General features: G+C 58.5%; 22 protein-coding genes and 4 tRNA genes. 13 read left to right on the forward strand and 13 right to left on the reverse strand.

Annotation, left to right across the window (positions count from 1 at the left end; all coding sequences use genetic code 11):
• Positions 1-347: 347 nt before the first annotated feature.
• Genes dtd through ABRP86_RS08165 form a run of 3 tightly spaced genes read right to left on the reverse strand, consistent with a single transcriptional unit; the run spans position 348 to position 2,852 of the window.
• Positions 348-791, reverse strand: a complete 444-nt coding sequence (dtd, locus tag ABRP86_RS08155) for a D-aminoacyl-tRNA deacylase (protein WP_349863656.1) — start codon at positions 789-791, stop codon at positions 348-350.
• Positions 792-842: 51 nt separating this feature from the next.
• Positions 843-2,420, reverse strand: a complete 1,578-nt coding sequence (locus ABRP86_RS08160; protein WP_349863660.1) for a DUF7782 domain-containing protein — start codon at positions 2,418-2,420, stop codon at positions 843-845.
• 48 nt (positions 2,421-2,468) lie between these two features.
• The gene (locus ABRP86_RS08165) at positions 2,469-2,852 is read right to left on the reverse strand and encodes a DUF3099 domain-containing protein (protein ID WP_349863663.1); all 384 of its coding nucleotides are present in this window, start codon (positions 2,850-2,852) and stop codon (positions 2,469-2,471) included.
• A 138-nt stretch (positions 2,853-2,990) separates the two neighbouring features.
• Between ABRP86_RS08165 and ABRP86_RS08170 the strand changes: the two genes are divergently transcribed.
• Positions 2,991-3,242 carry a DUF3039 domain-containing protein gene (locus ABRP86_RS08170; protein WP_005278940.1) on the forward strand — a complete coding sequence of 84 codons (252 nt, stop codon included), beginning with the start codon at positions 2,991-2,993 and terminating at the stop codon, positions 3,240-3,242.
• Positions 3,239-5,002, forward strand: coding sequence for a DEAD/DEAH box helicase (locus ABRP86_RS08175; protein ID WP_023030626.1), 1,764 nt, complete (start codon positions 3,239-3,241; stop codon positions 5,000-5,002). Before ABRP86_RS08170 ends, ABRP86_RS08175 begins: the two co-directional genes overlap by 4 nt.
• A gap of 156 nt (positions 5,003-5,158) precedes the next feature.
• On the opposite strand, the gene ABRP86_RS08180 is transcribed toward ABRP86_RS08175, so the two are convergent.
• Both ABRP86_RS08180 and ppgK read right to left on the reverse strand, forming a co-directional pair.
• Positions 5,159-6,637, reverse strand: coding sequence for an RNA polymerase sigma factor (locus tag ABRP86_RS08180; RefSeq protein ID WP_349863665.1), 1,479 nt, complete (start codon positions 6,635-6,637; stop codon positions 5,159-5,161).
• Between the two features lie 196 nt (positions 6,638-6,833).
• Positions 6,834-7,592 carry a polyphosphate--glucose phosphotransferase gene (gene ppgK, locus ABRP86_RS08185; RefSeq protein WP_349863668.1) on the reverse strand — a complete coding sequence of 253 codons (759 nt, stop codon included), beginning with the start codon at positions 7,590-7,592 and terminating at the stop codon, positions 6,834-6,836.
• Between ppgK and ABRP86_RS08190 the strand changes: the two genes are divergently transcribed.
• A complete protein-coding gene (locus ABRP86_RS08190) occupies positions 7,591-8,478 on the forward strand; it encodes an inositol monophosphatase family protein (RefSeq protein WP_349863671.1) in 888 nt (295 codons plus the stop codon). The two genes, ppgK and ABRP86_RS08190, sit on opposite strands and share 2 nt — an antisense overlap.
• A gap of 111 nt (positions 8,479-8,589) precedes the next feature.
• Positions 8,590-8,880, forward strand: a complete 291-nt coding sequence (locus tag ABRP86_RS08195; protein WP_005278945.1) for a DUF4193 domain-containing protein — start codon at positions 8,590-8,592, stop codon at positions 8,878-8,880.
• Positions 8,881-9,538: 658 nt separating this feature from the next.
• Here the strand turns inward: ABRP86_RS08195 and ABRP86_RS08200 are convergent.
• A complete protein-coding gene (locus ABRP86_RS08200; protein WP_005278947.1) occupies positions 9,539-10,000 on the reverse strand; it encodes a DUF3093 domain-containing protein in 462 nt (153 codons plus the stop codon).
• 103 nt (positions 10,001-10,103) lie between these two features.
• On the opposite strand from ABRP86_RS08200, the gene dut reads away from it, so the two are divergent.
• From dut to dxs, 5 genes are all read left to right on the forward strand, one after another.
• A complete protein-coding gene (gene dut / locus ABRP86_RS08205) occupies positions 10,104-10,577 on the forward strand; it encodes a dUTP diphosphatase (protein WP_284849651.1) in 474 nt (157 codons plus the stop codon).
• 13 nt (positions 10,578-10,590) lie between these two features.
• Complete coding sequence (locus ABRP86_RS08210) at positions 10,591-11,562, forward strand: DUF3710 domain-containing protein (RefSeq protein WP_349863674.1); 972 nt, start codon at positions 10,591-10,593, stop codon at positions 11,560-11,562.
• Positions 11,563-11,591: 29 nt separating this feature from the next.
• On the forward strand, positions 11,592-12,299 hold the full coding sequence (locus ABRP86_RS08215) for a DUF3159 domain-containing protein (RefSeq protein ID WP_349863689.1): 708 nt from the start codon (positions 11,592-11,594) through the stop codon (positions 12,297-12,299).
• Positions 12,292-13,548 carry a class I SAM-dependent RNA methyltransferase gene (locus tag ABRP86_RS08220; RefSeq protein WP_349863675.1) on the forward strand — a complete coding sequence of 419 codons (1,257 nt, stop codon included), beginning with the start codon at positions 12,292-12,294 and terminating at the stop codon, positions 13,546-13,548. Before ABRP86_RS08215 ends, ABRP86_RS08220 begins: the two co-directional genes overlap by 8 nt.
• A gap of 106 nt (positions 13,549-13,654) precedes the next feature.
• A complete protein-coding gene (gene dxs / locus ABRP86_RS08225) occupies positions 13,655-15,553 on the forward strand; it encodes a 1-deoxy-D-xylulose-5-phosphate synthase (RefSeq protein WP_349853695.1) in 1,899 nt (632 codons plus the stop codon).
• Here dxs and ABRP86_RS08230 read toward each other — a convergent pair.
• Both ABRP86_RS08230 and ABRP86_RS08235 read right to left on the reverse strand, forming a co-directional pair.
• Positions 15,550-16,770, reverse strand: coding sequence for an HRDC domain-containing protein (locus tag ABRP86_RS08230; protein ID WP_349863677.1), 1,221 nt, complete (start codon positions 16,768-16,770; stop codon positions 15,550-15,552). The two genes, dxs and ABRP86_RS08230, sit on opposite strands and share 4 nt — an antisense overlap.
• A 1-nt stretch (position 16,771) precedes the next feature.
• Positions 16,772-17,446 carry a DUF3000 domain-containing protein gene (locus ABRP86_RS08235; protein WP_349863680.1) on the reverse strand — a complete coding sequence of 225 codons (675 nt, stop codon included), beginning with the start codon at positions 17,444-17,446 and terminating at the stop codon, positions 16,772-16,774.
• A gap of 150 nt (positions 17,447-17,596) precedes the next feature.
• On the opposite strand from ABRP86_RS08235, the gene hemQ reads away from it, so the two are divergent.
• On the forward strand, positions 17,597-18,298 hold the full coding sequence (gene hemQ, locus ABRP86_RS08240) for a hydrogen peroxide-dependent heme synthase (protein ID WP_023022631.1): 702 nt from the start codon (positions 17,597-17,599) through the stop codon (positions 18,296-18,298).
• A 91-nt stretch (positions 18,299-18,389) separates the two neighbouring features.
• Here the strand turns inward: hemQ and msrB are convergent, their stop codons facing one another.
• The 5 genes from msrB to ABRP86_RS08265 form a co-directional block, all read right to left on the reverse strand.
• Positions 18,390-18,806, reverse strand: coding sequence for a peptide-methionine (R)-S-oxide reductase MsrB (gene msrB, locus ABRP86_RS08245; protein WP_023022629.1), 417 nt, complete (start codon positions 18,804-18,806; stop codon positions 18,390-18,392).
• A 10-nt stretch (positions 18,807-18,816) separates the two neighbouring features.
• Positions 18,817-19,968: a glycosyltransferase family 87 protein gene (locus ABRP86_RS08250; RefSeq protein WP_349863682.1), complete on the reverse strand. Its 1,152-nt coding sequence runs from the start codon at positions 19,966-19,968 to the stop codon at positions 18,817-18,819.
• Positions 19,969-19,974: 6 nt separating this feature from the next.
• The gene (locus ABRP86_RS08255) at positions 19,975-20,673 is read right to left on the reverse strand and encodes a pyrimidine reductase family protein (RefSeq protein ID WP_349863684.1); all 699 of its coding nucleotides are present in this window, start codon (positions 20,671-20,673) and stop codon (positions 19,975-19,977) included.
• A 45-nt stretch (positions 20,674-20,718) separates the two neighbouring features.
• Positions 20,719-21,621: a DMT family transporter gene (locus ABRP86_RS08260; RefSeq protein WP_349863687.1), complete on the reverse strand. Its 903-nt coding sequence runs from the start codon at positions 21,619-21,621 to the stop codon at positions 20,719-20,721.
• Positions 21,622-21,708: 87 nt separating this feature from the next.
• A tRNA-Val gene (locus ABRP86_RS08265) sits at positions 21,709-21,783 on the reverse strand.
• A 257-nt stretch (positions 21,784-22,040) separates the two neighbouring features.
• Between ABRP86_RS08265 and ABRP86_RS08270 the strand changes: the two genes are divergently transcribed.
• The 3 genes from ABRP86_RS08270 to ABRP86_RS08280 all read left to right on the forward strand — a co-directional run bounded on the left by ABRP86_RS08270 (position 22,041) and on the right by ABRP86_RS08280 (position 22,355).
• A tRNA-Gly gene (locus ABRP86_RS08270) sits at positions 22,041-22,116 on the forward strand.
• Positions 22,117-22,169: 53 nt separating this feature from the next.
• Positions 22,170-22,241 (forward strand) — tRNA-Val (locus ABRP86_RS08275).
• Between the two features lie 38 nt (positions 22,242-22,279).
• A tRNA-Gly gene (locus ABRP86_RS08280) sits at positions 22,280-22,355 on the forward strand.
• Positions 22,356-22,375 lie beyond the last annotated feature (20 nt).

Here is a 22,375-nt window from a genome sequence, read left to right on the forward strand (position 1 = left end):
CTGCATGGGGTTGCCCGAAGCTAGAGGGCTCCTGTCACCCTGGAGTGAGAAAATATTTTCTCTCACCAGCGTGCGCGGGCAAGGGTCTGAAATTAAATTCTCAGCTTGTATCCAGCCCATTCGCTTCGTTACGTGTTAAGTATAAGCCCGCGGTAATGTCACGTGATAATAATTTATTACATTTGGGTTGGGTAAATTATCACTCTGAAAAAGCTTGCGCAGCGCCCAGTCATATGCATTGTTGAACAATATCGGCCTCTTTGCGAGCTAGATCATAGAAAATCGCTGGTGTGAGTGGGCGCTCGTGCAGGTAAACGCCGGATGAAGAGAAAACGTGTGAGAGGAAATTAGGTCTCGACCAAAACCGTGAACGGGCCTTCGTTGACGGAAGATACGCGCATCATAGCCCCGAATTGGCCTGCCTCCACCGCGATATTGCGCTCGCGGAGGCGCTCGATGATGTACTCGATGACCGGCTCGGCCTCTTCTCCTGGGGCCGCATCGGCCCACGATGGGCGCCGCCCCTTGGCGGTGCGGCCATACAGCGTGAACTGGCTGACAACCAATACCGGCGCTCCGGCATCGGCAACCGATACTTCACCTTCCAGGATGCGCAGCTCCGCGATCTTGCGGGCCATCTTTTCCGCGCGCGGTGCCCAATCGTCCAAATCCTCCCTGGAAACACCGACGAGGGCTAAAAGCCCGCCGGTTTCCGGGCAGTCAATGGCGCCGACGGTTTCACCCGCAACCGTGACCGCGGCTTTGGACACGCGGGTTAGTACTGCGCGCATAAAAGTCCCTTCCTTTCTTAGCTATTCAGAGGTATGCGGTGCTATCCGGTGCTAATTGGTGTGGGTTGTTGGGGCAGCGTCGTCCTCGAGCAGCAGATCGGCGGGAATGAGCATGCCGTGGCGGACCAGATCGATAATGGCGGGAAGCGCGGCGGCGGTCAGTTCTGCTTCATCGAAGCCGTGTGCGGCAGCATAGAGGCCCACGGTCTCGCCGAGGTTGAGTCCTTGGGGAGATAGGCCAGCAACGATTGCGGCCAAGTGCTCATCAACTTCGTGGCTCCACCGGGGCCCATCGGTACGGGTGAGGCGGATCACCGCCCGGTTAAATCCTTGTTTGTTATCGGTATCGGCCACGCTGACTTCTTCCTTCGCCATCTGTGGGCGTACCTGAAAGTGCTTGCCCTCCAGCTCACCAGGAACCAAGTCGCGCAGCCACGCCACGCGAGCGAAGTATTCCTCTACCTCGGGTCCCAATGGGTCACTAAAGTGCTGCGGCATTTCTTCGGCCAAGATATCGGAGGGCGCGTCTTCGGCAATTTTTTGGATGGCGACGAACCCAAACCCGATACCCGTGACATCGTGGTGGTGGAAATGATCCAGCCAGGCCTTTGAGCGCGCCTTGCCCTCATCGCTGCGCACATCAAGCGATTCATCCTTGAGCCAGGTGGATACGTAGAGGGAAGGATCGGCGACATCCCGCTGAATTATCCAGGCAGCCACACCCTTATCCGGCAGCCACGAGGCCACGCGCTGCTGCCAGGTCTGCCCACCGGTATGCACCCAGGCGGCGAGCAAATGCGCGGTTCCGCCCGGGGCGAGGTGGTCAACGGCTTGAGAAACCACCAATTCGCTTGCCCCATCCAAGTTCAAGCCAGAATCGCGGTAGACATGGCCCACCTCGGGAAGCCCGACGACGAATGGTGGGTTGGCAACAATCCGGTCAAAGGCGCGTCCGGCAACGGGCTCGAACCACGAGCCCTCTACAAGCTCAACCTCTGTACTCGCCCCCGCGGCAGCGACGGTGGCGCCGGCCAAATCAAGCGCGCGCCGGTGGACATCCGTCGCGGTAATGCTGCGCGCGCACTCGAGCTGACCCAGCAACTGCACGCCCGAGCCGGTGCCCAGATCGAGCACCGTTGATACCGGGCTTACCGGCGTCGATTGCAATAGCGAGAGGCTTGCCGCCCCGACACCCAAGACGTGATCCGCGCCGGGGACGTGGCTCACCAGCGAGGCATCGACATCGGAAAAGACGAGGCGGTTGGAGCCGACGATGATATGGGGCCGGATATCGAGGGCAATGTAGATGCTGCCGCGATCATCGGAAAGCGCCACGCCGGTGTCGAGGAGCTTGGTGGCAAGGCGGGCCCCGAGGGCATCGGCAAGCAGCGTGGCAGGCAGATGCTCATGCAGCAGGAAGAAGCGGATGAGCGTATCCAGCTGGGAATTACCAGCGGTGCCGCGCGCTACCGCGGCAGGCTCACCGCGGTAGAGGGCCTCCGTAAGCTCCGGGCCCAAATGCCCCGCTAAACCATCGGTAGTAAAACCGGCCTGCGAAAAAGCCTCCGCTAGCTCCGGGGCGAGATCGCGCAGCGCGGTGGCATCGAAATGGGGGCCAAAGGACATCATGCTGGGAGAAGATCCTTTCCAGTCGTGCTATTCATGCGGGTTATGCGCCTAATCGGCGGCAGTATCGTCATGGTCAATAACGGAATGCTGAGATTCGATTGCCTTGGAGCCACCGCGGGAAATCTGTTGGTTCTGATACTGCGAATATAGCTGACGATTCATCGCGGGTTTATAGACATTCTTATCCCGTTTGTCCTTCTTCTCACCGCGGCTATTGCCAATGACCACGGCAATCCACGGCAAAGGAAAGGTCACGCCCACGATAATCGCCGCGAGCAACCACCAATGCAGGTACAAAAAGACCCCGGCAATGAGCAGGGACGGCACGCGCAAGAATTGGAAAAAGCCGTACCACAGCTCCCGGCGCCTGCGATCTTGTGCGGGCGAGAGCTTGGCATCCGTGATGAGAAAACGTTCCTTTTTGCCAAACACTTAAATTACGCACCTCCCTGGAGCGCGGCGCGTAACCCTACAACAGGGGAGAGGAGAGCCGACGTTGGAGTGCGTAGAGTGTGCATGTTCTCCAAGGGTAGACGCATGACTCGCAAAGTTCGATGCTGATGCGGCAAAATGGGGTGCGTGACTACGACTACGAAGACAATTGAACGGCCAGATATTCGTGAAGACACTTCGACGACGGATAATGACACGCCGAAGTTCTTCCACTACGTCAAAAAGGATCAGATCCTCGATTCCGCGGTCAACGGCAAGTACGTCGTTGCCCTGTGCGGTGAGACCTTCCCGGTAACCAAACAGGCAAAGCCGGGCTCGCCGGTATGCCCCGATTGCGAACGCGTTTTTAAGGGTCTTCGCCGCAAGTGAGGACGTTTAAGAAGACGAACCTCCGCGCGTGGCAGCAATCAGCCCTCGATAAATTCCTCGCCACCAAGCCACAAGACTTTATGGCGGTGGCGACCCCAGGTGCGGGTAAAACCACCTTTGCTCTGCGCATCGCGACGGAGCTTATGGAAGACCGCACGGTAGAGCGCGTCATCGTCGTGGTGCCTACCGAGCACCTGAAGACGCAGTGGTCTGCCGCCGCCGCGCGGGTGGGCCTGGCCTTGGATCCTGCCTTCACGAACTCCTCTGCGGTCAACCCCAGCATGGATGGCATCGTGGTGACCTATGCCCAAGTGGGCATGCATCCCTTCAAGCACCGCGCCGTTGCCTCCGCGCGGCGCACGCTCGTGATCTTGGACGAGATCCACCACGCCGGTGACGCCAAAAGCTGGGGCGATGGCGTCAAGGAGGCCTACGACGACGTCAACCACCGTCTCGCGCTGACCGGTACGCCGTTTCGCTCCGATGAATCGCCCATCCCCTTTGTGCGCTATGAGGACGATGGGGAAGGCCACAAGGTCTCGCGGGCCGACCACACCTACGATTACGGCGATGCGCTTGCCGATGGCGTCGTGCGCCCCGTCGTCTTCCTGTCCTACTCCGGCGAGGCTCGCTGGCGGGACTCCGCCGGGGAAGAGCACTCCGCGCGCCTAGGTGACATCATGAACGTGGAACAAACCGCGCGCGCCTGGCGCACCGCGCTCGATCCCAAGGGCGAATGGATCCCCGCCGTGCTGCAGGCGGCGCACACCCGCTTAATGCAGATGCGGCGCAATATGCCGGATGCCGGCGGGCTCGTGCTCGCTTCAGATACCACCACCGCCCGCGCCTACGCGAAAATCCTCAAGCAATTATCCAATACCCCAGTCTCGGTCATTTTGTCCGATGACCCAGGCTCCTCGGACCGCATTCAAGAATTTGCGGACTCCACCGATGAATGGATGGTTGCCGTACGCATGGTGTCCGAGGGCGTTGACGTGCCCCGCCTCGCGGTGGGCGTCTACGCCACCTCCGCGTCGACCCCCTTATTCTTCGCCCAGGCAATCGGCCGCTTCGTGCGCTCCCGCATGCCAGGTGAAACCGCCTCGGTATTCCTGCCCTCCGTCCCCGTGCTGCTCGGCCTTGCCGAGCACATGGAAAAATCCCGCGACCACGTTCTGGGCAAAGAAAAGACGGAGAAAGAAGGCTGGGACGACGAGCTACTCGAGCAGGCAAACCAGAAAAAGACCGAACCGGACATGCTGGAAAAGTCCTACGAGTCTTTAGGCGCCGAAGCCGAATTCTCTGGCCTGCTGTATAACGGCTCGCAGTTTAATACCGGCGATATGACCTCTGATGAGGAAGCCGATTTCCTTGGCATCCCCGGGCTCCTCGACGCTGACCAGGTCAAAGACCTCCTGCGCAAGAAGCAATCTGAGGAAATGGACCGCCGCGAGGCCGAGGAGAAGGCGCGCCGGGCCGCCGAGGCAGAAGAGGCCCACCGCCGCAAGATTTACGGCATGGGTCATGCGCCTGCCGCGAAGCAGCAAGAGTCCGATGCCGCGGAGGATACCGGTGTGGTGGATGAGCTCGGCGCGCTGCGCAAGGAGCTCAACACGGTGGTCTCCATCGCCGCGCAGAGCTCCGGCCGGCCGCACGGTGCCATCCACACCGAGGTCCGCAAGGCCTGCGGCGGACCGCCCACCGCGTTGTGTAGCGCGGACCAATTGCGCGAGCGCATCAATTACTTGCGTAAGTGGTAGCGCGATTCCCTGTCGGCTAGATGGCTGCTGGCCGGCCAGTCGGGGCTGGCGCCGCGCTTCTTTCGCCGCGCCAGCCCCGCAGGAGGGAAAAGCACATAAAAAGGCCGCACCACGGTGGTGCGGCCTTTAACGCTGTGCGGGGCGGGGGCGAGCTATCTAGTCGAGGTAATCGCGCAATACCTGCGAACGAGAGGGGTGGCGCAGCTTCGACATCGTCTTGGACTCGATCTGACGGATGCGCTCGCGGGTAACGCCGTAGACCTGGCCGATCTCGTCTAAAGTGCGCGGCATGCCATCGGTAAGCCCGAAGCGCAGGCGCACGACGCCGGCTTCGCGCTCAGACAACGTGGTCAGCACGTCCTGGAGCTGGTCCTGCAGCAAGGTGAAGGACACAGCATCGACGGCGATGACGGCCTCGGAGTCCTCGATGAAGTCACCCAACTGGGAATCTCCCTCATCACCGATGGTCTGGTCCAGCGAGATGGGCTCGCGCGCATACTGCTGAATTTCCATCACCTTTTCTTCGGTGATGTCCATTTCCTTCGCCAGCTCCTGCGGGGTGGGCTCGCGGCCCAAGTCCTGGAGCAGCTCGCGCTGGATGCGGCCCAGCTTGTTGATGACCTCCACCATGTGAACCGGGATGCGGATGGTGCGGGCCTGGTCAGCCATGGCGCGGGTAATGGCCTGGCGGATCCACCACGTGGCGTAGGTAGAGAACTTATAGCCCTTGGTGTAGTCGAACTTTTCCACCGCACGGATAAGGCCCAAGTTGCCCTCTTGGATGAGGTCCAAGAAGGCCATGCCGCGGCCGGTATATCGCTTGGCCAAGGAGACCACAAGGCGAAGGTTGGCTTCCAATAGGTGGTTCTTAGCCTTGCGTCCATCCCTTGCGATGCTGCGCAGGTCGCGCTTTTCCATGGGGGAGAGCTTGGCAGCCTTATCGCCCTCCGCACGAGCCTTTTCCATCTCGTCCATGCGGTGCTGCGCGTACAGGCCGGCCTCGATGCGCTTTGCCAAAGAGACCTCCTGCTCAGCATTCAGCAGGGCAACCTTACCGATCTGCTTGAGGTACGCACGCACGGAGTCGGCGGAGGCGGTCAGCTGTGCATCCTTGCGCGCCTGGCGCAGGGCGACGGATTCTTCTTCATCCCAGACCGAGGACGTATCTTCTGCTTCGTTCTCGTCATCTTCTTCGCCCAACTCTTCCTGAATATCGTCTTCATCGAGGTCAGTGGGGGCATCGAATTCGTCCTCTTCGATGCCCTCGTGGGTGGGGTCGAAGTCGACGTCATCCGCAGGGGCGTCTTGCTCAACGGCGTCGAGTTGATCCTCTGCGTCCTCAGCTTCCGACGGCGCTTTCTCCGCGGAGTTTGCAGGGGAGTCTTGCGGTTCCGCCGCAGAGGCTCGCACGGTCTTGTTGACAGCTTTCTTGGCTGATTTCTTCGCCGACTTCTTGGCGGTCTTCTTAGCCGTTTTCTTGGCAGTCTTTTTCGTCGTCTTTTTAGCTGTCTTCTTGGCGGTTTTCTTCGCCGTTTTCTTTGCCGTCTTTTTGGCGGTCTTCTTTGCAGGAGTAGATGCCTCGACTGACTTGTCGTCTTCGCCGAGTGCCTGGTCTGAAGAATCAGTGGCTGCCACGTACGCCCTTTCGACTTACTACTTGATGGAAATAGCTCACCGCACCCGCACAGGGTGGCAATAGCATTAAGAATGCTAGCGGGTGTAGGCCTTATGCAGGTCAGACACGCCCGAGAGCCATGCAATTTTGGATCGACCGCCCAGTATAGGCGATTTTTGCACAATGCCGGTAGATAGGGTTAATGCAACGGCGGTTTTATGGCTCTAGGCCTTCTAATACCGCCATCGCTGCACCTACAATACCCGCACGATTTTGCAACTGTGCAGGCATAACGGGGGTATCAATAGTTAAGTGGGGTCCCCATTTGTGGAATTTGCGAGATATGCCACCCCCGATGAGGAAAGCCTGGGGGTTAAATAATTTCTCGTATTCTTGCAGCACGCGATTGAGCCGAACCGCCCACTCCTTGTACTTCAGCCCTTCTCGTTCCTTGGCAGCGGAGGACGCGATTGCCTCGGCCTCGTCAGCTCCCACAGTGAGGTGGCCAAGCTCTGTATTGGGGAAGAGCTGCCCATTGAGGAAGAAGGCTGAGCCGATGCCGGTTCCCAGCGTCAAAAAGATGACTGACCCGGTTTTGGCCAACTCGCTTCCATACGCGACTTCCGCAAGGCCTGCGGCATCGGCATCATTTAAGACCACAAAGTCAACGTCTAGATAACGCGAAAACAACTCAGTGGTATCCACACCGACCCACTCAGGTGAGATATTGGCAGCGGAGTGCACCGTGTGATTGGACACCACCGAGGGCAAGGTGATGCCGACGGGCTTGTCCCACTCTTTTTCGCGCACGATCTGGGCCACCACCGTAGCTACCTCATGTGGCGTGGACGGCTGTGGGGTGGGGATCTTTAGCCGTGGGCCCACGAATTCACCGTTATTGAGGTCGACTTCGGCGCCCTTAATGCCGGAGCCGCCGATATCGATGCCAAAAGAGTGGCCAGTATGAGTAGTCATGCCCGCAAGTGTAGAAGAAGGCACAATGGTTAGCATGGATCATGACATAGATTTTTTGCAGCTGCGAGATTTTGCGGAATCTACCGCAATGCGTGCGGCGGAGCTTATTCGCGCACGCCGCGCCGACTTGGTGGCTGGCGACGGTATTGCGGCACATACTCAGACTAAGTCGAGCGCCGTCGATCCCGTTACGGAGGTCGATACCGCCACCGAGGAGTTTATTACGCGCACAATTAAGGAAAGCCGCCCTGACGATGGCCTGTTGGGTGGGGAAGGCGCGAGTTTTGACGGGACGACCGGGGTGCGGTGGACCGTGGACCCCATCGACGGCACGGTCAATTTCCTTTACGGCATTCCGGACTACGCGGTCTCGATTGGTGCGGAATACGATGGCCGCCTGGTAGCAGGCGCTGTGGTCAATGTGGCGCGGGGGCAGGTGTATTCCGCAGCGGCAGGCGAAGGTGCCACGGTTGCCGCTGCGGATGGCACGCGGTCCTCGCTGCGATGCGGTGTGCAAGATGATCCCGCGCTTTCCTTGGTAGCGACGGGATTTGGTTATGGCGCACAGCGGCGCAAGCAACAGGCGGAGTTGCTGACTAAGTTGCTGCCGCAGGTCCGCGATATCCGCCGCATCGGCGCAGCCGCCCTTGATTTGTGCCGCGTGGCCGAGGGGAGCGTAGATGCCTATTTTGAGCACGGCATTAACGCTTGGGATTTTGCCGCCGGTGCTCTCATCGCTCGCGAGGCAGGAGCTAAAGTCCATCACCCTGGGCTGGACAAGGGGTCCGCTGATGGTGAATTAACCTGGGCCGCGGGGGTGAATTTGGCACCCGCATTTGAGGAACTTTTAGCAGCACATGGTGCTATGGAAGCGATGCGGGGGTGAAGAATCTAAGAATTTTTTAGCAGCAGGATGACATATCGGTGTTTGTCCTTTACTATGCGCGATCGATAAACAACTATTCCTAAAGCAACTCGACTTATAGGGGCGTGCAGTATGGCCACCGATTATGACGCACCGCGCCGCGGTGCAGAAGACGAACTTGAAACTGACTCTTTAGAGGGACTGAAAGCAGCTGAACCCGAAAGCAATGGCATGGATGACGATGGCGAAATCGTCGAAGCATTCCAACCGCCATCAGTTGACCTCACCGGCGAGGAACTCAACGTACAGGTCGTTCCCCGCCAAGAAGACGAATTTACCTGCGGCTCCTGCTTTTTGGTCCAGTCCAATAAGCGTTATTCGCACGAAGAAGATGGCATGCCCATCTGTAAGGATTGTGCCTAAGCAGCCAGTATTGGCCTAGCAAGTCGTTACTGCGCACAACCCAGATAAAGATTCACCCCCGCCGCAGTTTACACAGGCAAACGCGGCGGGGGGTGTGAAGTTTTCCTTGTTTAGCAGACACCCAATGTGCGCGGGACCTAACCGCTCGGGGTGTCTACTTTCTGGGGTCAAGTCCCCTCAGTCATCCTGTTCTATCTAAGGCTGCTCGTCATTGCTCTTCTCATCCGGTGTGCTCCCTTGCTTTCGTCGCTTCTCCCATAGATATCGACGAACCAAGAAGATGGGCAGCACTAGAACGAAGTAAAAAGCCATGTATCCCACTACATGAAGGACGATGCCGTCAGAGCTCACTTCGCTCCAAGAGACTCCTTCCACGTTGGAGGAGGACACTCCCCGCCAACCGGTTACTTGACTGACGTAGAATTCAGCGATGACCATTAGCGGCAGTAGCACGAAGGAAAACCACCACGGAGGTATCCAGGGTTTCCCATCTTTCTGAGTTCTGCCTAAAGCTCCTCCGAAACCCATTGTGTTCTCCTGCTAGTCCGACTTTTCACTGAGAGTACAAAACCCGCGGAGGGGCGCAGTAGTAACGAAAAACCAAGGGCAGTCCTAAGAGACCCCTTCCGAATGGTCGAGCCCACAGAATCCCAGATGCTTAAGCGTGTTGCTCCGGTAGGAAGGCGCGGAGCAGTTGGTCTGGATCTTTCGAGGCAATGAGCCAATATGGGGTGTCATCCTCAGGATCATTGAGGACCATCATGGCGTGCTCGTCAATCCAGGCATGAGAGACCAAGAATGCGGCCGGATCGAATTGCGGGCCCAGCGCGTTATGGCGAGCAGACTTTGGAACGGTAATCGAACGAGAGACAACCTCATTGGGTAGCTGTGCGTCTTTGACGAGCAGCCACCGCGTTCCATCTTCATCTTGTTCTACTTGAACAACGGTCCCAGACCACGTGATGAGCACCCAGATAGCGATGGCGCCGAGCAGGACTGCGGGAATGATGGTCCACCACACAGAGCGGTTGAGACCTGCCGTAGCTGAGGTTAAAGCCACAACGATCGCTGCAAAAATCCAGAAGTACCACGGCACCCATTGGCGTTCGCGATACAACACTTTCGGGGCAGCGGGTTGAGGAGCAGAAATATCAGACACGCCTAGGCATTCTAGTCCACTCCACGCACAGAATGAACCGACTGGGGCAGGTAGGATTGGCTAAGTGACTGATTCGAATTCGCTACCGCAGGAACAAACGCCAGTAGGAGACGTCAAAATTAAGCGCCTCGATAAAGAGCTGCCGATGCCATTTCGGGCGCATCGGGGTGACGCCGGCGCCGATCTTTACGCTGCCGAGGCGCTTACCCTCCAACCTGGCGAACGCGCCCTCGTCGGCACCGGTATTGCCATGGCCTTGCCGCTGGGCACCGTGGGATTAATTCATCCGCGGTCCGGCTTAGCAGCCAAACATGGGCTGTCCATTGTCAATACGCCGGGTACCGTGGATGCTGACTACCGCGGGGAGATCAAGGTGTGCCTGATTAACCACGATCCCCACACCCCGATCGAGATCGAGCGCGGCATGCGCATCGCTCAACTCGTGGTACAGCGCGTAGAACTAATGGATTTTAGCGAAGTAGAAGACTTGGATGAGACCGTCCGCGGTACCGGCGGCTACGGATCAACCGGCGTATAGGAAGGATTACAAAATGGGCATTTGGCCATTTGGCAAAAAGAAAAACGATGACGGCCGGAAAGAAGAGCCGGAAAACCCTCAACAATCGCAGCCACAAGAGCCTGCCGCTGATTCCGCAGGATCGGCTTCGGCTGAATCGAGTTCCTTTGCATCCGTAAAAGATACGGCTGCCGATGCCGCCGCAGCCTCGGGACAGGTGCCAACGGAGTTTGCCCACGACGCCGTAAATGGCGAAACCGGCCCCTTTGATGGCGATTCCGTCAATATCGAAGACTTTGACTTTTCTGATTCTTCCATCGGCATCTTGGACCTTGGCTCGATGCGCATTCCGCTGCCCAAGGACTCCCAGGTCCAGGTAGAAATGGGTGAACAAGGCCCGAAGATGCTGCACATTGTCACCAAGGCGGGCCGTATTACTCCCGTTGCCTTCGCAGCGCCGCGAAAGCCTGGCCAGTGGGCTGAATCCGTGGAAGAAATCAAGGAAGGCATGAGCCGCGATGGGCTATCCGTCACCACGGAGCAAGGCCCTTGGGGGCTGGAAATCGTCGGCAAGAATGACAACGGTCAGCTCCGCGTCATTGGCGCCGAAGGCCCGCGGTGGATGCTGCGCTTGACTCTTGCGGCACCTACCGGCCTTGAAGAGGATTTGGCGCAGATCGCGCGCGATGTAGCATCGCGCACTTTTGTCTACCGCGGTGAGGATCCCATTTTGGCGGGCAACGCACTGCCGGTCATCATGCCCAAGCAGCTGGTGGAGCAGGTCAAACAAGCAATGGAAAAGCGCCAGCAGGAACAAGCAGGCGCAAATTCCCAGGGGCAGGCGGCCCAAGGGCACCCGGAAAACGGGGTAGGCGGCCCCGATCCCGCAGCCGAGGCGGAAGCCGAAAAGCAGCTGCGCGATTTGGGCGCGCAGCCACGCAAGGGGGAGAATGGATCTCCTACACATGACAAAGACAAGGGGTTTAACCCCGATTCCGATAAGTAAGTAAAGCAGAACGCTACGTGAGTAACTCTTTGCCGGAGCCGCAGGCTCCTCAGCTAGGCGACGACCAGGACAGCGATAATGAGCCAACTCTGTTGGAACAAATGGGAGGCCTTCCCGGCCTGGTTGCGGCCACCTTGCCCATCGTCGTCCTTATTCCAGTTAATAGCCTTTACGGCCTAACCCCGGCGCTCATCTCCGCGCTGGGTGTGGCGGTAGTGATCGCCATCTGGCGCATCGTTCGCAAACAGACCATCCAGCCGGCCATCTCTGGCCTTATCGGGGTGGCCATTTGCGCCGCCATCGCTTGGTTTACCGGCGATGCCAAAGGTTACTTCTTATACGGCATTTGGATGTCACTGGCCCTGTTTATCGCCGCGGCGCTGTCTATTCTCTTCCGGTGGCCGGCCGTTGGCGTTATCTGGAAGGGCTTGAACGGCGATGATATGGCCTGGCAAAAGGTAAAGCTTGCGCGCAGGGCGTATTCCATCGCCACCGCTGGGTGGGCCGTTATTTTCTTGGCGCGGTTTATCATCCAGCGGGCGATTTATGATGCTGGGGAGACGACCGCCTTGGGCATTACCAGGATCGTCATGGGCTGGCCCTTGACGCTGTTGGTGACGGCATTAACCGTGTGGATGGTGCGCCGCGCAGATGCCGCAGTAGAAGCGGCAGAAAATGCCGGGCTTGTCACAAGTTCAGATCGCAGTACACAAGAGTTCGAGGCAGAAAATGAATGAGTCCGCACTATCTCGCGGAGACACCCTGGAAGTCACCATCGACCGCATGGCCCATGGTGGACTTGGCATCGGCCACGCCCCGGATGGGCGCGTCGTCTTTGTTCCTCGGGCTTTTCCGGGGGACACGGTTCGCGCAACAGTGGGTAAGGTGAAAAAGTCCTTTATCAAGGGCGAGCTCGACAGCATAGTTACTGCGGGTGAGCTGCGCGTACCCAGTAGCTGTCCCGCCGCAGAGCTAGGCGCCGGGTGCTGCGATTTTGCCGAGTTGGATCCCGCAGCGGAACCCGCCATCAAGATGGACGTCCTCCGCGAACAGCTGCGCCGCAGCGGCATAGAAGGGCTCGAGTCCCTCGCTATTGAACAACACGACCTGCCGCCGGTACGGGGCTGGCGGACGAGGGTCCGGTTGGGCGTCGACAAGCAAGGCCGCGCCGGATTGCGGAAGTACCGCTCGAATGAGCTGGTGACTTCCGTCGGTTGTACCCAATTAGCAGATGGCTTGATTGATGGTTTGGTAGGCGACGGCGCGCGGCGTTTTACCCCGGGGGCCGAAATCGTCGCGGTTCTCGATGGCGCTGGTAACCGACATGTGGTGGAAACGTGCAAGGCCTCGCGGGGCAGGCGCGTGGAGACCATTCGCGAGGTCATCGAGGGCTCTGGCACCGTGGTCGAATACGTCAATGGCCGCGAGTTTTCCTTCCCCGCCACGGCCTTTTGGCAAGCGCATGTGGCGGCGCCGGAACTTTATAGCGCTGTGGCGGGGCAGTGGCTGGCCGGCCGGGATTACCAGCACAAGACCGCCTGGGACTTGTACGGCGGGGTCGGATTATTCGCGCCCGCATTGTCTGATGCCACCGGTGGAAAAGTCATTTCCGTGGACTATTCGCCCGCGGCAACGGCGTCTACGCAGCCGGGGCTGCGCGATATCGATATCGCAGTGAAATCCGCCAAGGTAGAACAGGTTGCAGCGCAATTGCCCCAACCTGGTGCCGTGGTGCTCGATCCGCCGCGGACTGGGGCGGGCGAGCAGGTTATTCGCGCCGTGGCGGAGGCAAAGCCGCAGGCCGTGGTTCACGTGGGATGCGATCCTGCCACCTTTGCCCGCGATCTATCCCTGTGGCACAGCGCTGGGTACAAGCCTGAGAAATTGGCGCTAATCAATGCCTTTCCTGGCACCCATCACTTTGAGGTTATCGCTCTTATCACCCCAGATAAGGAAGCAGATAAGCCGGCGCAGAGTGCCGTTTAACGCGAAAATATCTCGCCTGAAGCATTGAGCCGATATAAAAGAAAATACGGACCACGGGTACGGTGGATAGGAAGAACTAAGCACAGAAGGAGTTGAAGGCCGCTCCATGACTATCTTGGATACCATAAACTCGCCGCAAGACCTGAAGGCACTGCCTGCAGATAAGTTGGAGGAACTTGCGGCGGATATTCGCCAGCGCCTCATCGATAAGGTATCGGTGACCGGTGGGCACTTGGGGCCCAATTTGGGTGTGGTGGAATTGACCATTGCGCTGCACCGGGTCTTTGATTCCCCGCGCGAGCCCATCATCTTCGATACCTCTCACCAGTCTTATGTGCACAAAATGTTGACTGGCCGTACGGCCCAATTCGATACCCTGCGCCAAAAGGGTGGCCTGTCCGGTTATACGGACCGCGGTGAGTCCGAGCACGACTGGACGGAATCCTCGCATGCTTCTGCCTCGCTATCGACGGTGGATGGACTCTCTAAGGCCTTCAAGATTCGCGGGGAAGGCCACCGCAACGTCATCGGCATCGTCGGCGATGGCGCCTTGACCGGCGGCATGTGCTGGGAGGCGCTTAATAATATCTCTGAAGATAAAAAGCGCAATGCGGTCATCGTGGTTAACGACAATGGCCGCAGCTATTCGCCCACGATTGGCGGCATTTCTGAAAACCTGGGGCGCATTCGTTCCCAGCATGGCTACGACGAGCTCATGGAGCAGGGCAAGCGCCGCCTGAAATCCATGGGGTGGGTAGGTGAGCGCGCCTTTGATGCGCTCCACGCGATGAAGGAAGGCGTCAAGTCCACCGTCTTGCCCACGGAGATTTTCCCTGAGCTGGGGATTAAATATATTGGCCCCATTTACGGCCATGACATCGATGGTTTGGTGCACGCGCTTTCCTATGCCCGCGATTATGAGGGCCCCATTATCGTGCACGTGGTCACGGAAAAAGGCCACGGGTTTGCCCCGGCGGTCAATGAGCCGAAGGACCAGATGCACTCTACGGGCGCTATCGATCCGGTAACTGGCGTTGCCAAGGGCACCAAGCAGCCGGGGTGGACGGCCGCATTTTCTGAAGAATTGATCGCGGCGGCGGAAAAGCGCGATGACATCGTTGCAATCACCGCAGCCATGGCGGGTCCTACGGGGCTGGCTCCCTTCCAAGAACGCTTCCCGGATCGGTTCTTTGACGTGGGCATCGCCGAGCAGCATGCGATGGCCTCTGCCTCCGGTTTGGCTTTGGGCGGGATGCACCCCGTGGTGGCTGTGTATTCCACGTTCCTCAACCGGGCCGTGGATCAGGTGATCATGGATATCGCCTTGCTCAAGCTGCCGGTGACCATCGTGCTCGACCGCGCCGGTGTGACGGGCTCTGATGGCGCTTCCCACAACGGCATTTGGGATATGTCCTTAATGAGCATCGTCCCAGGTATGCACATCGCCGCCCCGCGCGATGGTGCGCGTCTGCGCGAGCTCTTCCACGAGTCGCTGGACATTGATTCTGGGCCCTCGGTTGTTCGGTTCCCCAAGGGAAACTTGCTGCCCGATATGGAAGCCGTGGATACGCTTGCCGATGGCGTCGATATCCTCTACTACGGCGAGGCCGACGCGGGCGAAGATACCCCCGAGGTCCTCATCGTTTCTATCGGTGCGATGTCCGCGCGCAGTATCAAGGCGGCGCAAAAGCTGGAGAAGCAGGGGCTTAACGTCACGGTTATTGACCCGCGGTGGGTCGCGCCGGTGGCTAGTTCCGTTATCGCAATGGCGGCAGATCACGATCTGGTGGTGACGGTAGAAGATGGACTCATTCGCGGCGGCATTGGGTCCATGATTGCTGAGGCTCTCGGCGCGGCCGAGGTGGATACCCCCGTGCGGCGCCTCGGCGTTCCTGGGTATTTCCCCAAGCACGGCTCCCGCGGCGAGGTTTTGGAAGAGTTCGGCCTAAGCCCAGAGCTCATTTCTGCGTCGATTACAGAGTGGGTAGAAAACCTCACCGCTTAATCTGGCTGGGAAAATAGGCTCTCGATCAATACCGGGGCAACAAGGTTCACCTGCCACGATCGTGCGCCTTCGCGCTCTAGGAAAGCTGGTACGTCGTCCGGTTGGCTGATGGTTCCGCTCCCGCCAATGGCCGCCCACACGGCGGCGCGGAGGGTAGCGGGTCGCAACAGCAGCTCCGATGGTAGCCCGAGCTCTTCGGCGATATCCCCAACGGCGGCGCGGATTTGCTGATATTCCTCCCACAGTTCTGGATACTCCCTGGACCAGACCGACTTGGAAGGGACGGTTCTTTCCTCACGGAGCGGACCCGGGCGCCCCCGCGGTGGAATTTTCTGGGACTGCTGCACCGCCCGCAACCAGCGCTGCGCGGCGCCCTTGCGCCGGCGCGGAAACCCCTTGATGCGGGTGAGCTGGGGCTGCGTGCTGGGCAAAACCCGGGCAATCTCTACCAGCACCTTATTGGGAAGCACCCGCCCGGGCGCGGTATCGGTTCGCCGGCTAATATCATCGCGCAGGTTCCACAAAGACCGCGCCGCGGCGCGCTGCTTCCCATTCTTTAAGCTCGAAACTCCCTTGATATCGCGCCACGAGCCCGGCTGTGGGGCGGTGTCATGTGCATGCTTGGCGACGATCGCCGCGCATTCCTCCACCATCCACTCCAGCTTTTCTTGTTCGGCCAAGATATCGCGCAGCGTCGTGGCTAGTTCCAGCAGGAGCTCGACATCGAGCGCGGCATAAGCGCGCATTTCTTCACTCAACCGCGGGATGGACCAGTCATCGTCGCCGTGGCCCTTTTCCAGCTGGACATCGAAAAGCTCCGCGATAATGGCGCCCAAATTGGTGCGGTGAAAGCCGGCAAACCGGGCGGCCAATTCCGTATCGAAAAGGGTGCCGGGAAAAAGCCCCAACCACCCAAGAGAGGGGAGATCCGAGGGGGCGGCGTGAATGATCCAATGCTGCCCATTGAGCACCGGAGCCAGCGCCTGGGTCAGTTCCGCACGGTGGCCTTCTGGGGCAAAAAGCATCGTCCCAGCGCCGCGCCGGCGGATCTGGATGAGAAAGGCGCGGTCATCGTACCGGTAGCCTGAGGCGCGCTCGGTATCGATGGCAAAGGCCCCGGTGCCTGCCTGCAACCGCGCGGCGGCAGCGGCAAATTCCGCCGGGGTGGATAATACCTTCGGAATACCCTCTTTCGGACGCTCCCGAAATTCCACCATCTTAGCGGCCGAGTTCAGTAACGCCTTCAGGCGGCAGGCCCGCGACGTTGGCTAATACTTGTGCAAAGGCCTGCACGTGCGGTGCTAAATCTAGTCCCTCCGCTGTCCACGATGCGCGCATTTCAATCTGATAAGCGCGCGGGGGACCGCCGATCTCCCCGAAGCGGACCGAGGCGGTGGAGGTGACGGTGCCGCCGAGGTTGGTAAGCTCTGCACCCTCTTTTTCTAAGCCTTCATTGAGCCACTGCCAGGCGACGTCCGGCAGCAGCGGATCTCCTGCAACCGAATCATCCATATCGGCCTGGATATACGCCACTAGGCGCATCGCGCCCTCCCAGGCCTCTTCCGCGCCTGGGTCATGGAGGAGGATGAGGCGCCCGAAGGCATCGCCATCTGAATCGGTGGCGATAATATCCGGCTCCTCTTCCGTGCCCACCTCAAGGCCAATGGCGTGGCTAAAGGGCGCTAATCGCTGCGGCGGGCGAATGGACCCGAGGCTAATCTCTGGGCGAAGAGTGGCCGCGTGCATGGACTCTACCGCCTGAGTAAACGCCGGCGGTGTCGTTGGCTCCTGTGCCTCGTCGTTGCGGCGTAGGGAGGTAAAGGCTGCGCCATCTCCTGAGTTGGCTCCGGCATTCTTACCGGCGCTGGGCGTGGTCGATTCGGAATTACTCACCTTGCTAAAGCTATAGTTTCGCTACCTTGAGCTGGCGGAGGCGCGCCGATAGTGGGAGGTGTACAGGGGGGAGAGATGACAATCGATGTAACTCGAACTTATGATGGATATGTCCGAATACTCGAATAAGCTTCTGCAAAGGAGAAGGCAATGGCGAAGCTCGATTTCAAGGAACTCAACGAGGTACAGCAATACTCCCAACACGCCGTTTTCAAGGTGATTCCAGGCGGGCTGGGCAGCGAGCGCGAAGAGATCATCTCCCAAGCCCAAGAATTCTTTGCGGAGCTAGAAAAGGACAATAAGGTCACTGTCCGCGGCGTCTACGATCTGACCGCGATGCGTGATTCTGCGGACTTCATGATCTGGTGGCACGCCGAGGAATTTTCCGATATCCAGAAAGCCTTCGGCGATTTCCGCCGGGAGACAACCTTGGGCCAGGTTAGCGAAGTAACGTGGATTGGAAATTCCCTGCATCGGCCGGCCGAGTTCAATAAATCCCACCTGCCTTCCTTCATCATGGGGGAAGAGCCCAAGGAGTGGATTTCCGTCTACCCATTCGTGCGTTCGTATGACTGGTACACGATGGAAGAAGAAAAGCGTCGCCGCATTTTGATGGAGCACGGCATGCAGGCACGCGACTACCCCGACGTGCGCGCCAATACGGTGCCGGCATTCGCGCTTGGGGATTATGAGTGGGTTCTTGCCTTTGAGGCCGACGAGCTACACCGCATTGTGGACCTGATGTATAAGATGCGCTATACCGAAGCCCGCCATCACGTTCGCGAGGAAATTCCATTCCACACCGGACGCCGCGTGAAGGACATCGCAGAACTCATCCAGGTTCTGCCCTGAGGATTGAAACAAAAACAGCGCTGGGAGCGCCCTTTATTGGAGGGAGCTCCCAGCGCTGTAGTTTGATCTCACTGCGCGTGGTAGTGAAATCCTAGTTTTCCTCGATGGGCTTTTCTTCCAGGTTCAAGGAAATAGAGTTAATGCAGTAGCGCAGGTCAGTCGGGGTATCGTAGCCTTCGCCTTCGAAAACGTGACCCAAGTGGGACTCGCAGTTGGCGCATAGTACCTCGACGCGGCGCATGCCCAGGGAATTATCTTCCCGCTCGATAATCTTGTCACCGGCTAGCGGGGAGAAGAAGGAAGGCCAACCACAATGGGAAGCAAACTTCTCGGTGGAACGGAATAGCTCCTCGCCGCAGGCCTTGCAGGAGTAGACACCCTCTGTGGTGGTATCTGTGTATTCGCCCACGTGCGGCGGCTCCGTGCCTGCTTCGCGCAATACGTAATATTCTTCGGGGCTAAGGCGCTTTTGCCAATCGGCATCAGCAATGAGCTTAAAATCAGTCATGACTTTAAGTTTAATCCTTTATTTGCGTGGCACGCCACCACCCTGCAACGCAGGCGAAGATGATGACGATGAGCAGGCTCCAGCCCACGGTCCCTGAGAAGGTGTTCATCCACCGCCCGGCATCGGGATGCGCGTGCGACGTCCATGTCACCGGGGCCAAGAATAGGAACGCAGCCACCCATGCGCCCACCGAGTGAAAGACCGAGCGCGGCAGGAGCACGGTGAATATTAGCGGGAATAGCCACATTGAATAATATTGCTGTCCTAGCGAGGACAAGAAGAAAATCCCAACCATAATCGTGCCACTCGTCGTCAGTGCCCAAAATACTGGTTCGGATTGTCGCCACCGCAACAGTCCGAGCACCGCGCACGCGACCAAGGCGGCGAAGATTGCCCACACCACCCAGTAGAGGACGGGGCCGAATTCCACATAGGCGCGTAATCCCGCCCAGGATGAGTTGGCATAATCGCGGGTCGTGGAAAGATAGGGCACCAGCTTGTCCAGGTAACCGCTAGCACCCGGTACGAGCGGCCACGCGAGGACATTGAGCACAATCGGAATCCCAAGCCCCGCGAGGAGGTTACGCCACTGTAGTTTGACCAGAGGCAAGAATAGGAGGGGTGCGAATTGGGGCTTAATCAAAATGGCTAGCCCGATGGCTATACCGGAAACCCATGCGAGCTGCGGGGTGCGCTCAGCCTCTAAGAAAGCCCACAGGAAAAGCGCCATGCAGAATAAGAGCGCACCGTTGATATTGGTAAACGCCAAAGTATTGGTGACGGATTCAGTGGCGAAGGCTAAAGCAATTGAGACTGGAAACACCGGCGAGCTGAGCTTTCTTCCCACCACGTGGGTCAGTAGCGCCAGTGCCGCAATAATGCCAAGGGCGTTGACCACGATGAAAAGGCCGCGCGCTAGGCCGAAATCGAGCCACGCTAAAGGCGATAAGAATAGCGTTGCACCCGGGGTGTAGAGATACAACGGATCCACATGGTTATACGCCTGCTCATACACCGGAATGCCGTCGACTATGCGTCTTAGCGCCCTATAGACCGTAGTGAAATCATCAGTCAACGTTCCATTGCGCGCCACGACGAAAACGCGCTGGATGACGAGGAGAACGGCAATAGGCCATGCGGCGGCGTTTATTCGAGCAGTCACGACCTCTTAGTCTACGGGCTCCGCTGCCCGCGAGTACCGCAGAAACACCGTGCTATCTGTATCGGCGGCAACATTGTCTAGCTGCATTCGGCGGTGGGAGTGCGTGCCATGAAAGGTAGCCACGGGTTTTTCTACGCCGGTGGAAAGGTGGGGATCCAGGGTTAAATACATCTGGTCAATGGCATCGATATGCACCAGCTGGCCGAGCATTCCTGGCCCACCTTCGCAGAGGATGCGCTGAAATCCCCGCTCCCGCAATACGCGAAGATAGTCCTGCATGGTGCCTTCGCCGGCATCGATTACCTCTGCGCCTGCTGCCTCGATAGAGCGCTTTCTCGCGGAGACCTCTGTGCTCTGCAACGCCGCGTGGGGGACAAGGAAGAGAGGGGCAGTGGTGAAGTGGGTTAAAAATTTCGAGCTCGGATCAAACTTCAAGCTTTGCGTGGGCACGGCGATGGGGGCGGGCTGTGAATCGGGAGAGTGCTGCTCCACTCCCGCATAATCTTCTGACCTGACTGTCTGCCCGCCAACAAAGACGACGTCCGCCCAGCCGCGCAAGGCTTGAAAAAGCTGTGCATCGGTGTCATTGCCCATGGCCTCTGAAAGATCGTTGATGGTGGCAGAGCCTGTGAGGGTAGAAACCATATTGGCCCGCACGGCGGGCAGGTGAGCGGGCTCGGGGCCCAAAAGCGAAGCGATGTCCATGGTCTGCCAGTGTAATGGTTGTGAAGGAGCGAATCGGCCTGTCGGCTACACCAGTCGAATGAGCACCACACCAGTCAGGAGGAGGGCAATGCCTAGGACCTGGCGGGACTTAATGGGGGCGCCGCTTACGCGGTCAATGATGAGCGAGCCCAGCATTGAACCAAGCAGGCCGGCAACTACGGTGAGGCCGGTACCAATCTGCGGAACGAGGGCGGCGTTGCCGAAGATGAAAAGCGCGCCCAATACACCGCCTATCCACATCCACCACGGGTTGGGTTTTCCTTCCGGGCGCTCGATGCGCGGGCGCCAGCGCAACACAATATTGACGATGACCAAGGCGGTAACGCCGACGGCAAAAGATACCAGCGCAGCGCTCACCGGAGATCCCGTCACCTGGCCTAGGTGGCCGTTGATGGCGGATTGGCTGGCGGTAAAACATCCGAAGATAAATCCGGCTAGCCGCCACAGCCACAGGGCGGTCGCGGAATCTTCATTACTTGTTGCAGCGCTAGGGGTGGCTACCACCGCAATCACGCCGGTGAGCACGATGATGGCACCTACGATGCGCACCACCGTTAAAGAAGACTGAGGCGACTCGAAGAGCCCGAAGTGGTCAACAATGAGCCCCATGATGACTTGCCCAGCAATGGGTAAGACCACGGTCTGCACCGCGCCTAGGTGCGGAAAGAGAAGAATATTTCCGGTTAGAGCGACAACACCCAGCAATCCGCCGAACCAAATCCAGAGTGGTTCGTCAAAAGCCTGCGCAATGCCGTAGTCCCCGCCGGTAACGGCGGTGGCCACGATGAGCAAGGTTACTGTTCCTACGGCGAAGGAAATCATCGAGGAGGAAAACGGGGTACCGGTGGAGGCGCGAAGGCGGGTATTGACCAGCGTTTGTATCGGTAAGACCAGACCAGCAAGAATTCCCAAAAGTATCCACAACACGAGTGGACACTTTACTCAGATAAGACAAAAAGCCCACTTGAATGGGAAAGCCCACCTAAGCGAAGAAAATTAAGCTTAAGTGGGCGGTGGTGGTCCTAACTGGGATTGAACCAGTGACCTTTCCGGTGTGAACGGAACGCTCTCCCACTGAGCTATAGGACCTTGCGGGGGATAAATCTACACCCGGTGCGTTCCATTTTCCTAATTGGCTGGATGGAGGGCGTGGAAGATGTGGGTTAAAGCTGAAATGCCTAGAAAGGCTGGCTTGCGGATTAAATGACAACATTGCAATTTACAGCGCCGATAAGTGAGTGATTTACGCCGCGCAATAGGTGTGCTGGGCTGGGGATTTGGAAACTGGCAGGGAGCACGATAATGTTTGTTCACGCACCGCAAAGCATTAAGCACTGCGGCGCGATGCGGATGTAGCGCAGTTGGTAGCGCATCACCTTGCCAAGGTGAGGGTCGCGAGTTCGAGTCTCGTCATCCGCTCCACGCTTTTCTGGAGGGTGTTATACCGCAAAGGAAAGTGGAACTAAATGAATAACGCGCGATTAGCTCAGTGGGAGAGCGCTTCCCTGACACGGAAGAGGTCACTGGTTCAATCCCAGTATCGCGCACAAGGACTTTGTCCTAGAAACCGGGCCTGGTTTCGCATGCGGATGTAGCGCAGTTGGTAGCGCATCACCTTGCCAAGGTGAGGGTCGCGAGTTCGAGTCTCGTCATCCGCTCCAGCACTGTATTGTGTGCTCCA

It is taken from the genome of Corynebacterium sp. KPL3927 (genome assembly GCF_040225835.1).
In the GTDB taxonomy this organism is placed as follows: domain Bacteria; phylum Actinomycetota; class Actinomycetes; order Mycobacteriales; family Mycobacteriaceae; genus Corynebacterium.

Coding starts and splice junctions, on each gene's coding strand:
- hemQ (WP_023022631.1), top strand. CDS start 17,597: ATGGCGAAGCTCGATTTCAAGGAACTCAACGAGGTACAGCAATACTCC.
- ABRP86_RS08210 (WP_349863674.1), top strand. CDS start 10,591: ATGGGCATTTGGCCATTTGGCAAAAAGAAAAACGATGACGGCCGGAAA.
- ABRP86_RS08230 (WP_349863677.1), bottom strand. CDS start 16,770: ATGGTGGAATTTCGGGAGCGTCCGAAAGAGGGTATTCCGAAGGTATTA.
- ppgK (WP_349863668.1), bottom strand. CDS start 7,592: ATGACTACTCATACTGGCCACTCTTTTGGCATCGATATCGGCGGCTCC.
- dtd (WP_349863656.1), bottom strand. CDS start 791: ATGCGCGCAGTACTAACCCGCGTGTCCAAAGCCGCGGTCACGGTTGCG.
- dxs (WP_349853695.1), top strand. CDS start 13,655: ATGACTATCTTGGATACCATAAACTCGCCGCAAGACCTGAAGGCACTG.
- ABRP86_RS08220 (WP_349863675.1), top strand. CDS start 12,292: ATGAATGAGTCCGCACTATCTCGCGGAGACACCCTGGAAGTCACCATC.
- ABRP86_RS08255 (WP_349863684.1), bottom strand. CDS start 20,673: ATGGACATCGCTTCGCTTTTGGGCCCCGAGCCCGCTCACCTGCCCGCC.
- ABRP86_RS08195 (WP_005278945.1), top strand. CDS start 8,590: ATGGCCACCGATTATGACGCACCGCGCCGCGGTGCAGAAGACGAACTT.
- ABRP86_RS08170 (WP_005278940.1), top strand. CDS start 2,991: ATGGGGTGCGTGACTACGACTACGAAGACAATTGAACGGCCAGATATT.
- ABRP86_RS08190 (WP_349863671.1), top strand. CDS start 7,591: ATGCCCGCAAGTGTAGAAGAAGGCACAATGGTTAGCATGGATCATGAC.
- ABRP86_RS08160 (WP_349863660.1), bottom strand. CDS start 2,420: ATGATGTCCTTTGGCCCCCATTTCGATGCCACCGCGCTGCGCGATCTC.
- msrB (WP_023022629.1), bottom strand. CDS start 18,806: ATGACTGATTTTAAGCTCATTGCTGATGCCGATTGGCAAAAGCGCCTT.